The 14,802-nt window shown below is 68.7% G+C and carries 11 protein-coding genes and 1 pseudogene; 8 read left to right on the top strand and 4 right to left on the bottom strand.

The genetic code is table 11. The annotated features are described in order from the left end of the window. Positions 1–585: a phosphoribosylglycinamide formyltransferase gene (gene purN / locus ACPWT1_RS09035; protein ID WP_427915041.1), complete on the bottom strand. Its 585-nt coding sequence runs from the start codon at positions 583–585 to the stop codon at positions 1–3. 27 nt (positions 586–612) lie between these two features. On the opposite strand from purN, the gene ACPWT1_RS09030 reads away from it, so the two are divergent. From ACPWT1_RS09030 to ACPWT1_RS09020, 3 genes are read left to right on the top strand one after another with little or no spacing between them, the layout of a single operon-like run. Then, positions 613–1,272 carry a YceH family protein gene (locus tag ACPWT1_RS09030; protein WP_427915040.1) on the top strand — a complete coding sequence of 220 codons (660 nt, stop codon included), beginning with the start codon at positions 613–615 and terminating at the stop codon, positions 1,270–1,272. Between the two features lie 54 nt (positions 1,273–1,326). Continuing rightward, positions 1,327–2,508, top strand: a complete 1,182-nt coding sequence (locus ACPWT1_RS09025) for an acyl-CoA dehydrogenase family protein (protein ID WP_427915039.1) — start codon at positions 1,327–1,329, stop codon at positions 2,506–2,508. 10 nt (positions 2,509–2,518) lie between these two features. After that, positions 2,519–3,634 carry an acyl-CoA dehydrogenase family protein gene (locus tag ACPWT1_RS09020; protein WP_427915038.1) on the top strand — a complete coding sequence of 372 codons (1,116 nt, stop codon included), beginning with the start codon at positions 2,519–2,521 and terminating at the stop codon, positions 3,632–3,634. Positions 3,635–3,652: 18 nt separating this feature from the next. Here the strand turns inward: ACPWT1_RS09020 and ACPWT1_RS09015 are convergent, their stop codons facing one another. Beyond that, on the bottom strand, positions 3,653–5,605 hold the full coding sequence (locus ACPWT1_RS09015) for a hypothetical protein (protein WP_427915037.1): 1,953 nt from the start codon (positions 5,603–5,605) through the stop codon (positions 3,653–3,655). Positions 5,606–5,783: 178 nt separating this feature from the next. Here ACPWT1_RS09015 and ACPWT1_RS09010 point away from each other — a divergent pair, with 178 nt between their 5' ends. Continuing rightward, entirely contained in the window at positions 5,784–7,187 is a 1,404-nt protein-coding gene (locus ACPWT1_RS09010) for an alpha/beta fold hydrolase (RefSeq protein WP_427915036.1), read from the top strand. A 150-nt stretch (positions 7,188–7,337) separates the two neighbouring features. Here the strand turns inward: ACPWT1_RS09010 and ACPWT1_RS09005 are convergent, their stop codons facing one another. Then, complete coding sequence (locus ACPWT1_RS09005; protein ID WP_427915035.1) at positions 7,338–7,895, bottom strand: HNH endonuclease; 558 nt, start codon at positions 7,893–7,895, stop codon at positions 7,338–7,340. A gap of 144 nt (positions 7,896–8,039) precedes the next feature. On the opposite strand from ACPWT1_RS09005, the gene ACPWT1_RS09000 reads away from it, so the two are divergent. The 4 genes and pseudogenes from ACPWT1_RS09000 (at position 8,040) to ACPWT1_RS08985 (ending at position 14,300) form a co-directional block, all read left to right on the top strand. Next, positions 8,040–9,038 carry a bifunctional riboflavin kinase/FAD synthetase gene (locus ACPWT1_RS09000; RefSeq protein ID WP_427915034.1) on the top strand — a complete coding sequence of 333 codons (999 nt, stop codon included), beginning with the start codon at positions 8,040–8,042 and terminating at the stop codon, positions 9,036–9,038. A 155-nt stretch (positions 9,039–9,193) separates the two neighbouring features. Further along, on the top strand, positions 9,194–12,046 hold the full coding sequence (gene ileS, locus ACPWT1_RS08995) for an isoleucine--tRNA ligase (protein WP_427915033.1): 2,853 nt from the start codon (positions 9,194–9,196) through the stop codon (positions 12,044–12,046). Beyond that, complete coding sequence (gene lspA, locus ACPWT1_RS08990; RefSeq protein ID WP_427915032.1) at positions 12,046–12,555, top strand: signal peptidase II; 510 nt, start codon at positions 12,046–12,048, stop codon at positions 12,553–12,555. The genes ileS and lspA overlap by 1 nt, the downstream gene beginning before the upstream one ends. Positions 12,556–12,600: 45 nt before the next feature. After that, positions 12,601–14,300: pseudogene (locus ACPWT1_RS08985) on the top strand (Na/Pi cotransporter family protein). Here the strand turns inward: ACPWT1_RS08985 and ACPWT1_RS08980 are convergent. Then, positions 14,301–14,687 carry a response regulator gene (locus ACPWT1_RS08980; RefSeq protein ID WP_427915031.1) on the bottom strand — a complete coding sequence of 129 codons (387 nt, stop codon included), beginning with the start codon at positions 14,685–14,687 and terminating at the stop codon, positions 14,301–14,303. Between the last annotated feature and the right edge of the window lie 115 nt (positions 14,688–14,802).

Genomic DNA, 14,802 nt, shown 5'->3' with positions numbered 1-14,802 from the left:
TCAGTGCCCTTTCTGCAGCCAGGCTTCGATGGCCCGCGGGTACAGCAGGTGTTCCTGCGTCAGCACGCGCGCGGCGAGGACCTGCTCGGTGTCGTCCGGCAGCACGGGCACGACGGCCTGGTCGAGGATGGGGCCATGGTCCAGCTCGGCCGTGACCATGTGCACCGAGGCGCCCGCGAACCGGCAACCCGCCTCGATCGCCCGGCGGTGCGTGTGCAGGCCGGGGAACGCGGGCAGCAGCGAGGGATGGATGTTCACCAGTCGGCCGGCGTAGCGCGCCACGAAGCCCGGCGTGAGGATGCGCATGAAGCCGGCCAGCACCACCAGCGCGGGCTGGTGCGCATCGACCTGCGCAGCCAGCGCGTCATCGAAGGCCTCGCGGGTGGGAAAGGTCTTGTGGTCGATCACCGCCGTGGCGATGCCCTGCTCGCGCGCGAACGCCAGCCCGCCCGCATCGGCCCGGTTGCTCAGCACGGCGGCCACGCGCGCGCCGCAGCGGCGGGCCCAGTCGCGTGCACGGGCAGCCCGCACGATCGCGGCCATGTTGGAGCCCCCGCCCGAGATCAGAATCACGATGTTCTTCATGCAGACCACGATTGTCCCATCCCGACCATGCGTCCCCTGACACCGATCGAAGCGCGCGTGCTCGGCACGCTGATGGAAAAGGCCCGCACCGTTCCCGACAGCTATCCGCTCTCGCTCAATGCGGTGGTCGCGGGCTGCAACCAGAAAAGCAGCCGCGACCCGGTGATGAGCGTCAGCGACGCCGAGGCGCAGGAGGCGCTCGACGAACTCAAGCGCCTGTCGCTGGCCTTCGAATCCAGCGGCAGCCGCGTCGCCCGCTGGGAGCACAACGCGCCGCGTGCGCTGGCGATCCCGGACCAGTCGGCCGCCATCGTCGGGCTCCTCGTGCTGCGCGGTCCGCAGACTGCGGGCGAGTTGCGCATCAACGCCGAGCGCTGGCATCGCTTCGCCGACATCTCGTCGGTCGAGGCGTTCCTGGCAGAGCTGGAGGAGCGGCCGGAAGCCAAGGGCGGTCCGCTGGTCGTTCGCCTGCCGCGGGCGCCGGGTGCCCGCGAGCAGCGCTGGGCCCACCTGCTGTGCGGCCCGGTGGCGGCAGCCTCGGAGCCGGCGCCATCGCCAGTGCGAGCCGGTGACGGCGCCGAACTGCACGACCGCGTGGCGCAGCTCGAGACCGATCTCGCCGAGCTGCGCGCCACGGTGCAATCCCTCCAGCAACAGCTCGGTTTGTCGCGCCTCGGACAGGGCTGAAGCGCACGGGCGTGCTAGAACTCCGGCTGTACCGCAGACCGGAGACGACCCACCATGGATTTGGCCTTCACGCCCGAGGAACAGAAGTTCCGCGAGGAGATCCGCGCCTGGGTGCGCGAGAACCTTCCCCAGGACATCGCGCACAAGGTCCACAACAACCTGCATCTCACGCGCGACGACATGCAGCGCTGGGCCAAGATCCTGGGCAAGAAGGGATGGCTCGGCTACGGCTGGCCCAAGCAGTTCGGCGGCCCTGGCTGGAACGCCATCCAGAAGCACCTGTTCGAGGAAGAGACCGCCCTCGCGGGCGCACCCCGCATCATCCCGTTCGGGCCGGTGATGGTGGCGCCGGTGATCATGGCGTTCGGCTCCCCCGAGCAGCAGAAGCGTTTCCTGCCCGGTATCGCCAGCGGCGAGGTCTGGTGGAGCCAGGGTTACAGCGAACCGGGCTCCGGCTCCGACCTGGCCTCGCTCAAGACCCGCGCCGAGCGCAAGGGCGACAAGTACATCGTCAACGGCCAGAAGACCTGGACCACGCTGGGCCAGTACGGCGACTGGATGTTCAACCTCGTGCGCACCAGCACCGAGGGCAAGCCGCAGACCGGCATCTCGTTCCTGCTGCTCGACATGAAGTCGCCCGGCGTCACCGTGCGGCCGATCATCATGCTCGATGGCGGCCACGAGGTGAACGAGGTGTTCTTCGACAACGTCGAAGTGCCGGCCGAGAACCTGATCGGCGAGGAGAACAAGGGCTGGACGTACGCCAAGCACCTGCTCTCGCACGAGCGCACCAACATCGCCGACGTCAATCGCGCGAAGCGCGAACTGGAGCGCGTCAAGCGCATCGCGAAAGCCGAAGGCGTGTGGGACGACGTGCGCTTCCGCGACGAGATCGCGAAGCTGGAGGTCGACGTCGTGGCACTGGAGATGCTGGTGCTGCGCGTGCTATCCGCCGAGAAATCGGGCAAGAACTCGCTGGACATCGCGGGCCTGCTGAAGATCAAGGGCAGCGAGATCCAGCAGCGCTACAGCGAGCTGATGATGCTGGCGGGCGGTCCCTTCAGCATTCCCTTCATCAAGGAAGCGATGGAAGCGGGCTGGCAGGGTGACTTCCCTGGTGGGGCCCAGGGCCTCGCGCCGCTGGCGGCCACGTACTTCAACCTGCGCAAGACGACGATCTACGGCGGGTCGAACGAAGTGCAGCGCAACATCGTCGCCCAAACCGTCCTGGGCTGAGGAGGCACACATGGATTTCGATTTTTCCGACGACCAGGAACAGCTGCGCGACGCGGTGCGCAAATGGGTCGACCGCAGCTACGACTTCGAGCGCCGTCGCGCCGCCGTGCGCGCGGGAGGTTTTGATCGCAAGACCTACGGCGAACTGGCCGAGCTGGGCCTCACCGGCCTCTACGTTCCCGACGACCAGGGCGGCATGGGCATGGGCCCGGTCGAGGGCATGGTGGTGATGGAGGAACTGGGCCGCGGCATCGTGCTGGAGCCGGTCGGCCAGGCGCTGATCGCGGGTGGCGTGCTGAGTGGCTATGCCCCCGACGCAGTCAAGTCGGCCTGGCTGCCGAAGATCGCCTCGGGCGAGGCACTGGTCGTGCTGGCGCACATCGAGCGCAAGGCCCGCTACCGCCTCGATGTCTGCGACACCCAGGCCGCGCAGCAAGGCGGCGGCTGGTCGGTCAGCGGCACCAAGAGCATCGTCCCGGCCGGTGACCAGGCCGACGCGTTCCTGGTGCCGGCCGTTGCCGGTGGCAAGCAGCAGCTGTTCCTCGTCGAGCGCAAGGCACAAGGCGTCACCGCAAGTGGCTACGTCTGCATGGATGGCAGCCGCGCCGCCGAGGTGAATCTGCAGAACGCGCCAGCCACGCTGGTGACGGCCGACGGCCTGAAGGCCCTGGAGCATGCGGTCGACATCGGCATCGCGGCAACCTGCGCCGAAGCCGTGGGTGTCATCGACAAGACCATGGCGCTCACCGCGGAGTACATGAACACGCGCAAGCAGTTCGGCGTGCCCATCGCCAGCTTCCAGGCGCTGCGCCATCGCATGGCGGACATGAAGATGCAGCAGGAACTGGCCCGCTCCATGAGCTACTACGCCAGCCTGAAGCTCAATGCGCCGGCCGACGAGCGTCGGCGTGCGCTCTCCCGCGCGAAGTACCAGCTGGGCGTGGCGATGCGCTTCGTCGGCCAGAACTCGGTGCAGCTGCATGGCGGCATCGGCGTCACCGACGAATACATCGGCAGCCACTACTTCAAGAAGCTCACCCAGCTGGAGCTCACGTTCGGCGACACCCTGCACCACTTGGGCGAAGTGTCCGCGCGCATGCAGGACACGGCCGGCGTGTTCGCCTGACGGAGCGCGTCCCGGGACTCAGTGCGACGTTGCTGGCGTCGCCGCCGCCGGTGCCTCGGCGGCTTTCGCCAGCACCGCGTCCGCCTCCGGCACCGGGTCGACGTGCAAGGCAGCGATCCGGACGTCGAAGCTCTCGTTCCACAACAGCCGCGTGGCGGTGCTGCCGCGCAAGCCGAACGACACCGGCGTCGCCGCACCCGACAGCGCCTTGGATTGCGCGGACTGCAAGGCGACGAGGTCGCGCGCGCTGGACACCGTCGGCGACAGCAGGAATCCGGCGCGCGCCATGCTGGGGACGAAGCGGAACGTCTTGCGGCTGCCGTCGGCATAACGGACCACCAGCGTCAGTGGCGGCAGCTTGAACACCAGGCCGGCCAGCCGGCCGAGCACGGTCGGCGAAACGTCGATCTCGGCCCACAGCGGCCCCGCAGCCGGAAGCCGGAACGGCGTTCCCAGGTGCCCCGATCCATCGAACACCGTCGCGCCGGCCTGCACCTTCACCGGTGTCGCGCGCCGCGTGAAGACGGCGTAGTTGCCCGCGATGCCAGCGGGCGCGTAGTGGGCCAGCAGGACCGGCCAGCTGCGGCCGTCCTCGAAGGCCGGGTAGTGGCGGTCGGCCGGATCCACCGCCACGTACAGCCGCTCGGGCCCGGCCCATCGCAGGTGCGCTTCGTTCAGCGTCGCCAACGCCGGCGTCGCGGCCGCCTGGCTTTGCGGCACGGGCCGGGGCACCCAGGTGGCACCGCTGGCCAGCAGCACGGAGACATCGGCCGGGTACAGATCCGCAGTCCCGGCGAAGTGCGGCAGCGGCTGCCGACGCGCGATGTCCTGCTGGGCCGTGCGGAACTGCGCCTGCATGCCGTCGGGCTGGAGGACACGCATCTGGAGGCCGTCGAGGGAGCGCACGACCACCTGCGTGAATCGCTCGACCCGGTCCATCGGATCGACCGACTCGTGGTTTCCCACGATCGACACCCAGGCCGCCACGGCGACCGCCAGGCCCCCTGCGGTGACGATGGTCAGGCGATGCGCCGCGAGCAGGAAGGCGACCAGCACGAGCGCCGCCGCGGCCACCAGGGCGGAAGCGTCATGGCGCACGAACCCCGCCCTGAAGCCGAAGAACAGGATCGCGACGGTCGCGACCGTGACGCGCCAGCGTGGGTGCGGTGCAGCCGACTGCGCCGCACACAGCAGCAACAGGGCCGAGCCCAGGTACACGGCCATGTCCTCCAGCGGCAACCCGGATGCGCTGGACTCCGCGACACCGCCGAGCAGCGTCCACTGCGACAGGAAGTACCGCGGCAGGTCAGGGACGGCCTGGCCTGCGGCCACCCAGGCGGCGGGGAGCGCCAGCAGTTCGATCACCACCAGGGCCAGCGCGTCGCGCGGCGAGCGTTCCCACAGCGCCAGCACGGCCAGCAGGGTGCACAGGAGCACCGGCCACAGCAGGCTCGCCTTGACCAGGGGCAGCAGCGCGCAAGCGGCCGCCACGAGGAACAGCAGCGGCCGGTGCCACCTGGCCCACTCGTGCTTCTCGGCCGCGAGCAGCAGCATCAGGGGCAGCACCGCGAAGAGCGCCTCGCGCCCGGCGAACTGGGTCAGGAGCAGGGGGACGATGACCAGCAGCCCCGTCGAGCGCCCCGGCATCGCGAGCAGGACGAATCCGAGGAACACGCCCGTCGACAGCAGCCAGGACGCCACCAGCATGAGGGCGTCGGTGCCCGGCGAGTACTGGTGCGTCAAGGCCGACGCCAGCGGCCCGACGTCGACGACCAGGTCCTTGCCGAAGCGAAGGTGGCTGGCGGTCGCGACGTTGATCGCATCGTTCCACGATGCTTGGACTGTCGGTGCGGGCATGCCCGGCTGCCACGGCAGCAGCACGAGCATCGTGAGCAGGTAGCACACCGCCACCAGCACCCACACCGCATTTGTTCGAGCCGGTTGCGGGCTCCCCAGGTTGTTGTCAGGCATCTCCGGCCCTCCTCTGTTTGCAACGATGATTTGCACTTCCCCCCTGGAGTGCAACCCGTGTGCAATGCCGTGCTTGCCGGATGTGTGGCATGTTCAACGGTTGGCCGACGGGCGGCATGCACAATGCGCCGGCCGTCGCGGCATCCGCACCACATCCGACAACGAGGAGACACCGACCTTGACCACCCGACGTGAACTGCTGGGCGCCGGCGCCGCCGCGGCGCTGCTGGCCGCGTGCGCCACGACCACGCCTTCGCTGCAGGACAAGCCGCCCATCGTGTTCGTCCATGGCAATGGCGACAGCGCCTCCATCTGGCTCACGACCCTGTGGCGGTTCGAGTCCAACGGCTGGCCGCGCGACCGGCTGCTGGCGATCGACGTGCCCTACCCCACCGCTCGCGACGACGATGCGAAGCCGCAACCCGGTCGCACGTCGGCCGAGGAACACATGGGCGCATTGAAGGCCGAAGTCGACGAGTTCCTCGCCGCGACGGGTGCGAAGCAGGTGGTGCTGATCGCGAACTCGCGGGGCGGCTACGCGGTGCGCAACTACATCCAGAACGGGGGCGGCGCGGCCAAGGTCAGCCACGTGATCCTGGGCGGCACGCCGAACCACGGTGTCTGGGCGGATCCCGCCTTCCTGCCCGGCGCTGAATTCAATGGCGCAGGACCGTTCCTGAAGGCGCTGAACGCACCCAAGGACGCGGCGGGCGACGAAGTCGTCGGGCCGGTGAAGTGGATGACCATCCGCTCGGACAGCAACGACAAGTTCGCACAGCCCGACGGGCAGTGGATCGGACGGCGCGGGCAGCCGACGCATGTCACCTTCGCGGGCCCGGAACTCAAGGGCGCGCTGAACGTCGTGATCCCGCGCGTGGACCATCGCGAGACCGCCTTCTCGCCGGCCGCCTTCGATGCCATGCACCGCTTCATCACCGGCCGTGCACCTTCGGCGCCGGGCATCGTGCCCGAGGACCGCGTGGTGCTGCGCGGCAAGGTCACGGGCCTGGGGCTGTCGTCCACCGATCCGGCCTCCGGCACCTACCCGAACAACCTGCCGCTGCCGGGCGCGCAGCTCACGGTCTATGCGATCGACGGCAACACCGGCGAGCGGCTGGGCGGCGCCGTGCATGCGCAGACGATCGGCGCCGACGGACAGTGGGGCCCGATGGCAGCCGCGCGGGATGCGCGCTACGAGTTCGTGGTGGCCGCGCCGGGCTACGCCATCACGCACATCTACCGCAGCCCCTTTCCGCGTTCCAGTTCGCTGGTGACCGTGCGGCCCGAGCGCCTGCCCGAAGCGGATCGCGCAGCACCGGCCGTGGCGATCATGACGCGGCCGCGCGGCTATCTCGACCCGACTCGCGACCGCATGGCGTTCGATGGCCAGTCACCGCCGCCCGGCGCCCTCCCCGGAGCCGGGGTGGCGACCTCGCGCGTGCGTCCCACTGGCCCGGCGCGCCCCATCGTCGCCGAGTTCAACGGCGAGCGCGTCGTCGGCCGCACCTGGCCCGATAGCGGCGCGCGCACCGCAGGAACGCCGTGGATGGGCGAAGTGAGCGTTCTGGAACTGACCTACTGAGCTGGCGTCGAGCAGGCAGCCTGCACCCCAGCGATCTGCCCCTTCTCCCCCTCGGGGGAGAGCAAGCGAAGCGCGCGAGGGGTCGGGCTGGGGTGAGGGGGTTCCTGAAGCGCCGCAGGCTCGCGCCGAAGGCGAAAGCGCCTTCACGCGTCAAGCGTGAAGCCGCGAAGTCTTCGGCAAATGAGCCATGAGGAACTCCATCTGGTCCGCCAGGATGCGGCGGTTGCGCAGGATGAAGTCCTCCCAGAGGCTTGGCACATACGGCGCGTACAGCAGCGGCATGTGGGCCTGCTCGGGGGTGCGGTTGCTCTTGCGGTGGTTGCAGGCCCGGCAGGCCGTGACCACGTTCATCCAGTGGTCCTTGCCGTTCTGCGCGAACGGGATGATGTGTTCGCGGGTCAGTTCGTCGTCGCGGTGCACCGTGCCGCAGTAGGCGCAGACGTTGCGATCGCGGGCGAACAGCTTGGCGTTGGTGAGACCGGGCTTGAGGTCGAAGGGGTTGATGTTCGGCACGCCCTTGGTGCCGATGATGCTGCTGATCTCGACCACCGACTGCTGGCCGGTGATGGCGTTGTGGCCGCCGCGGAAGACCGCGACCTGCGCGCCCACTTCCCAGCGCACCTCATCGGCGGCGTAGTGCAGCACGGCCTGCTCCAGCGAGATCCAGGACTGGGGCAGTCCCTGAGCGGACAGCTTCAAGACCTTCAACGAACGCTCCTTCTGACAACCAGGGCCAACGGGGAACGGAACAGCAAGCACAATATACCCCGATTCACGTGACATTTCGCCGCGCCGCGCTCTGCGCATCAGCGCGCGTTGCTATCAAATCGATACCGGCCGGCCACCAGCCCCATGCAGATCTTCCGCGGCTTCCACCACCCGGGCATCGCCAGCGCCTGCGCGGTCACCATCGGCAACTTCGACGGCGTGCACCGCGGGCACCAGGCCATGCTGGCCTTGCTGAGCAGCGAGGCACGGCATCGCGGCGTGCCCAGCTGCGTGCTGACCTTCGAGCCCCATCCGCGCGACTACTTCGCCAAGGCGACCCGCAGGCCCGAACTGGCGCCGGCACGCATCGCCACCCTGCGCGACAAGCTCACCGAGCTGGAAGCATGCGGGGTCGAGCAGTGCGTGGTGCTTCCGTTCGATGCCAGGTTGTCGAGCCAGGTTCCCGAAGCCTTCATCGACAACGTGCTGGTCAAGGGCCTGGGCGCGAAGTACGTGCTGGTCGGCGACGACTTCCGTTTCGGCGCGAAGCGTGCGGGCGACTACGCGATGCTCGATGCGGCCGGCCAGGCGCATGGCTTCGACGTCGCGCGCATGAACAGCTACGAGGTGCGCAACCTGCGCGTGTCGAGTTCGGCCGTGCGCGAGGCGCTGGGGCGCGGCGACATGGAATCGACCGCCATCCTGCTGGGCCGGCACTACAGCATCAGCGGCCATGTGGTGCACGGCCGCAAGCTCGGCCGCGAACTGGGCTTCCCGACGTTGAACCTCCGCTTCTCGCACTGGAAGTCGGCCGCCAGCGGCATCTTCGTCGTGCAGGTGCACGGCCTCGCGGACGAGCCCGTCCCCGGTGTCGCGAACCTGGGCATCCGGCCCTCGCTGGACCCTCGCGACGCCAACGGCGGCCGCGTGCTGTTGGAGACGCATTGCCTCGAATGGCCGCAACAGCTGGGCCTGCAGGGGGGCTACGGTAAAATCATCCAGGTGGACCTGCTGCACAAACTGCACGACGAGCTGAAGTACGACAGCCTGGATGCGCTCCGGGCCGGCATCGCTCGCGACTGCGACGAAGCACGCGCCTGGTTCGCCGCCACCCGTCGCCAGACCACCCGCGATCGAATTTAGAAGCGGGAGCTTCCGGTCGCTGCCCTTCGACAAGCTCAGGGCGAACGGATCCCGCTGCCGCCGATCGCCCTGCCTGGAGTCACCGCCGCTCCGTTCGGGCTGAGCCTGTCGAAGCACATGTCCCGGGCCCGCCGAAGGGCCCCAGCGAGCCAGCGATGTCCGACAAGAAAACCGATTACCGCGCCACCCTCAACCTGCCCGACACGCCGTTCGCTATGCGTGGCGACCTGGCCAAGCGTGAACCCGGCTGGGTGAAGCAGTGGGAGGAGGAAGGCCTCTACAAGCGCCTACGCGATGCGCGCCACGGGCGCGAGAAGTTCGTGCTGCACGACGGCCCGCCGTATGCCAACGGGCAGATCCACATGGGCCACGCGGTCAACAAGATCCTGAAGGACATGATCGTCAAGTCGCGCCAGCTCAAGGGCCTGGACGCGGCGTACATCCCGGGCTGGGACTGCCACGGGCTGCCGATCGAGAACGCGATCGAGAAGAAGTTCGGCCGCAACCTGCCGCGCGACGAGATGCAGGCGAAGAGCCGCGCGTTCGCCACCGAGCAGATCGCGCTGCAGATGGCCGACTTCAAGCGGCTGGGCGTGCTGGGCGACTGGGACCATCCGTACCGCACGATGGACTTCAGCAACGAGGCCGACGAGATCCGCGCGTTCAAGCGCGTCATCGAGCGCGGCTTCGTCTACCGCGGCCTCAAGCCCGTGTACTGGTGCTTCGACTGCGGCTCCTCGCTGGCCGAGTTCGAGATCGAGTACGCGGACAAGAAGTCGCAGACGCTGGACGTGGGCTTCCTCGCCGACGATCCGCAGTCGGTGGCCAGGGCCTTTGGCTTGCAGGGCGCGCCCGCCGGCAAGGACATCTTCGCCGTCATCTGGACCACCACGGCGTGGACCATCCCGGCCAACCAGGCGCTGAACCTCAATCCCGAGCTCGAGTACTCGCTGGTCGACACCTCGCGCGGCCTGCTGCTGCTGGCCTCGGTGCTGGTCGAGAAGTGCCTCGAGCGCTTCCACCTGCAGGGCGGCACGGTGCTGGCGACGGTCAAGGGCGAAAAGCTCGGCATGCTGCAGTTCCGTCATCCGCTGTACGACGTGCACCCGGCGTTCAAGCGCCTGTCGCCGGTCTACCTGGCCGACTACGCGACCGCCGATGACGGCACCGGCATCGTCCACTCCTCGCCCGCCTACGGCCTCGACGACTTCAACAGCTGCGTGGCGCACGGGCTGACCTACGACGACATCCTCAATCCCGTGCAGGGCAACGGCAGCTACGCGGCCGACTTCGCCCTCTTTGGTGGCGAGAACATCTGGAAGGCCGTGCCCCACATCCTGGAGGCGCTGGAGAAGGCCGGCCGCCTCTTCGCCACCCATGGCATCACGCACAGCTACCCGCACTGCTGGCGCCACAAGACGCCGGTGATCTACCGCGCCGCGGCGCAGTGGTTCGTCCGCATGGACGAAGGCGAAGGCGTGTTCACCAAAGACAAGGCGCCAGCCACCCTTCGCCAGATGGCGCTGGCCGCGATCGAGGAGACGAGCTTCTTCCCCGAGAACGGCAAGGCCCGCCTGCGCGACATGATCGCGGGCCGCCCCGACTGGTGCATCTCGCGCCAGCGCAGCTGGGGCGTGCCGCTGCCGTTCTTCCTGCACAAGGACACGCACGAGCTTCATCCGAAGACGATGGAGATCCTCGACCTGGCCGCCGACATGGTGCAGGCCGGTGGCATCGAGGCCTGGAGCAAGGCCACGACCGAGGAGATCCTTGGCAAGGTGGGCGCGGCGGCCGACGCGCCGCAGTACACCAAGAGCACGGACATCCTGGAGGTGTGGTTCGACTCGGGCACCACGCACACGACGGTGCTCAAGGGATCGCATAAGGGCGCGGCGCACGAGAACGGCCCCGAGGCCGACCTGTACCTCGAAGGGCACGACCAGCACCGCGGCTGGTTCCACTCCTCGCTGCTCACCGCCTGCGCGATGTACGGCCGCGCGCCCTACCGCGGCCTGCTGACGCACGGCTTCACGGTCGACAGCCAGGGCCGCAAGATGTCCAAGTCGCTGGGCAACGGCGTCGATCCGCAGGAAACCTGGAAGAAGCTCGGCGCCGAGATCATCCGGCTCTGGGTGACCGCGTCCGACTACTCGGGCGACATCGCCGGCGACGACAAGATCCTGGCGCGCGTGGTCGATGCGTACCGCCGCATCCGCAACACGCTGCGCTTCCTGCTGGCCAACGTCAGCGACTTCGATCCCGCGAAGGACGCGGTGCCGCTGGCCGAGATGCTCGAGATCGACCGCTACGCGATGAGCCGTGCGGCGCAGTTCCAGGCCGAGGTGCTGGCGCACTACGAGGTGTACGAGTTCCACCCCGTCGTGGCCAAGCTGCAGGTCTACTGCTCCGAGGACCTGGGCGCGTTCTACCTCGACATCTGCAAGGACCGCCTGTACACCACGGCGCCCAAGTCGCATGCGCGCCGCAGCGCGCAGACCGCGTTGTGGAACATCACGCACGCGATGTTGCGCTGGATGGCGCCCTTCCTCAGCTTCACCGCCGAGGAGGCATGGCAGGTGTTCGGCGATTCCGAATCGATCTTCCTGGAGGAGTACGCCGAGATTGGCGGCCCCGACGAGGCGCTGCTCGCCAAGTGGAACCGCATCCGCGAGATCCGCGACGCCGCCAACAAGGAGATCGAGGCCGTGCGCGCCGAGGGCCGCATCGGCTCCTCGCTGCAGGCCAACCTCGCGGTCGACGCGCCGGCGGACGACCATGCGCTGCTGGCCAGCCTGGGCGACGACCTGAAGTTCGTCTTCATCACGTCGGCCATCGCACTGCGCGAAGCGGCCGGACTCGCGATCGCCGCGACACCGTCGGCCGATCCCAAGTGCGAACGCTGCTGGCACTGGCGCGCCGACGTCGGCAGCGATCCGGCGCATCCGGAGATCTGCGGCCGCTGCGTGAGCAACCTGTACGGCCCCGGCGAAAAGCGGGTGCACGCCTGATGGCCCGCACCGCCACCTCCTCCGCCCCCCTCTCGGCCGGGCTTCTGCCCTGGCTGGGCCTGGCCCTGATCCTGGTCATCGCCGACCAGTTCACCAAGGTGCTGATCCTGGGCTACTTCAAGCTCGGCGAGTCGACCTACGTCACCAGCTTCTTCAACGTGGTCCGCGCGCACAACACGGGCGCCGCGTTCTCGTTCCTGGCGGACGCCTCGGGCTGGCAGCGCTGGCTGTTCACCGGCATCGCGGTGGCCGCGGTCGGGTTCATCCTGTGGCTGCTGCGCAGCCATGCGGGCCAGCGACTGTTCTGCTTCTCGCTCGCGTGCATCCTGGGTGGCGCGGTGGGCAACCTGGTCGACCGCCTGATGCACGGCTACGTGGTCGACTTCCTGCAGTTCCACTGGCGCAACCAGTGGTACTTCCCGGCCTTCAACGTGGCCGACGCGGCCATCACGATCGGCGCGATCGGGCTGGTGCTGGACGAGCTGTTGCGGGTGCGTCGCAGCCGCTGATCGCCCCTACGGCCGCGCTGTCCGGCCTATGATGATGCTTCAAGCATGAAGCATCTGCTCAACCTGCTGGCGGCCATCGCGCTGCTGGTGTGGGGCACCCACCTCGTGCGCGCGGGCATCCTGCGGGTGTTCGGCGCCAACCTGCGGCACGTCCTGGCGCGCAGCATCGGCAACCGGGTGACCGCCGCGCTCTCCGGCATCGGCATCACCGCCCTGCTGCAGTCGAGCACGGCCACGGCCCTCATCGTCTCGTCGTTCGTCGGCCAGGGCCTGATCACGCTGCCGCTCGCGCTGGCCGTGATGCTGGGCGCCGACATCGGCACCAGCCTGGTGGCGGTGGTGTTCTCGTTCGACCTGTCGTGGCTCTCGCCGCTGCTGATCTTCGTCGGCGTGGTGCTGTACATCGGCAAGCCGTCCACCAACCCAGGGCGCTTCGGCCGTGTGCTGATCGGGCTGGGCCTGATGCTGCTGGCACTGCGGCTGGTCTCCGAATCGACCCGCATCATGGTGCAGTCGCCGGTGGTGCAGGCCCTGCTCACGTCGACCAACCGCGACCTGCTTCTGGAGCTGTTCGTGGGTGCCGGCCTCGCGCTGCTGTCGTACTCCAGCCTGGCGGTCGTGCTGCTGGTGGCGGCGCTGGCGGCCAGCAGCATCGTGCCGGTGGACATGGCGCTCGCCATGGTGCTCGGGGCCAACCTCGGCAGCGGATTGCTGGGCGTGGCCACCACCGCCAATTCAGCGGTCGAGGTCCGGCACGTGCCACTCGGGAATCTCGCTTTCAAGGCCCTGGGCGTGCTGATCGCCGCCCCCTTCATCGACCTCTGGATGCAGCACGCGCGCCCCCTGGTCGGCAGCGACGCAGGCACGGTCGTGATGTTCCACCTGGCCTTCAACGTCGGCATGGGCGTGCTGTTCCTGGCCATCACCAAGCCGGTGGCGCGCCTCGTGCTCGACGTCCTGCCGCGGCCGGCGCAGCGACCCGGCGCGCGGCCGCGGCACCTGGATCCGTCGGCGCTGGAGACGCCATCGCTGGCCATCTCCTGCGCGGCCGCGAGGCGCTGCACCAGGCCGACGTGGTCGAGACCATGCTGGTGGGCATCCTGGCCGTGATCCGTACCAACGACCTGCGGCTGGCCGAGGAACTGCGCAAGCTGGACGACACGGTCGACGAGCTCTATTCGGCGATCAAGTACTACCTCACCAAGATCTCGCGCGAGGCGCTGGGTGAGGCGGAGAGCCGGCGCTGGACCGACATCATCAGCTTCACGATCAACATGGAGCAGATCGGCGACACCATCGAGCGGGTGCTGATCGACATCGAGGACAAGAAGATCCGCAAGGGCCGCAGCTTCTCGGACGCCGGCATGGCCGAGATCTGCGAGCTGCATGCGCGGCTGCTGGACAACCTGCGGCTGGGCATGAGCGTGTTCCTCAACGGCTCGGTGCGCGACGCGCAGCGGCTGCTGGAGGAGAAGGCGCGCTTCCGCGACCTGGAGCACGCCTACGCGGCCAGCCACCTCCAGCGGCTGTCGGGCAACACCGTGCAGAGCATCGAGACGAGCTCGCTGCACATCGACCTGATCAGCGACCTGAAGCGCATCAACTCGCACATCTGCTCGATCGCCTACCCGATCCTGGAGTCGGCCGGCGCGCTGGCACCCAGCCGGCTGCGTGCGGACGTGCTCACGGGCGAAGCGGATCGCGGGTCAGTGGCGGTAACGCAGCAGCCGCGCGAAGCGCAGTGATCAGGCGGCTTCGAGTTCGCCGCGCGCCTTGACGCAGTAGTCCAGCAGCGCGTCGATCTCGGTCGACTTGTCGAACACGGCGTCGGCACCCAGCTGCGCGCAGCGGCGCCGCATGTCCGAGGTGGCGTGGTTGCTCAGCACGATGACCTTCTGGCCGCGCCGGCGGCTGCGGCACGACTCCACCACGCCCAGTCCGCTGCCTTCGCGCAGGAACAGGTCGACCACGGCGACGTCCCACTCGTCCGGATGCTGCGCCAGCCAGGCCTTGCCCTCGCGCTCGGTGTCCGCCAGCCCGACGGCGTCGACCTCCGCCAGCTCGTGCAGCGTTTCGATGAGGTTCTCGCGGATGGTCGGGCTGTCTTCGACGATGTAGGCGCGCAAGGCCAATTCAGTGCTCCGTCGGGCGCGGCCTGGAATGGCACGGCCGCTTCGATGGGTTCAATGTACCCACGGTCCGGCAGCCCGAGTGCAAGCGATGCTGCCGCGCCTCTGTAGGAGAGCG

This window comes from Ramlibacter sp. MMS24-I3-19, assembly GCF_050320135.1.
Lineage (GTDB): Bacteria > Pseudomonadota > Gammaproteobacteria > Burkholderiales > Burkholderiaceae_C > Ramlibacter.
Note: the sequence above shows the minus strand (reverse complement) of the source record. Positions and strands in the feature narration are given on the sequence as shown.

Excerpts from the sequence above, each read along its gene's own strand:
- lspA (WP_427915032.1), top strand. The coding sequence starts at position 12,046 with ATGGCCCGCACCGCCACCTCCTCCGCCCCCCTCTCGGCCGGGCTTCTG.
- ACPWT1_RS09015 (WP_427915037.1), bottom strand. The coding sequence starts at position 5,605 with ATGCCTGACAACAACCTGGGGAGCCCGCAACCGGCTCGAACAAATGCG.
- ACPWT1_RS09025 (WP_427915039.1), top strand. The coding sequence starts at position 1,327 with ATGGATTTGGCCTTCACGCCCGAGGAACAGAAGTTCCGCGAGGAGATC.
- ACPWT1_RS09000 (WP_427915034.1), top strand. The coding sequence starts at position 8,040 with ATGCAGATCTTCCGCGGCTTCCACCACCCGGGCATCGCCAGCGCCTGC.
- purN (WP_427915041.1), bottom strand. The coding sequence starts at position 585 with ATGAAGAACATCGTGATTCTGATCTCGGGCGGGGGCTCCAACATGGCC.
- ileS (WP_427915033.1), top strand. The coding sequence starts at position 9,194 with ATGTCCGACAAGAAAACCGATTACCGCGCCACCCTCAACCTGCCCGAC.
- ACPWT1_RS09020 (WP_427915038.1), top strand. The coding sequence starts at position 2,519 with ATGGATTTCGATTTTTCCGACGACCAGGAACAGCTGCGCGACGCGGTG.
- ACPWT1_RS09030 (WP_427915040.1), top strand. The coding sequence starts at position 613 with ATGCGTCCCCTGACACCGATCGAAGCGCGCGTGCTCGGCACGCTGATG.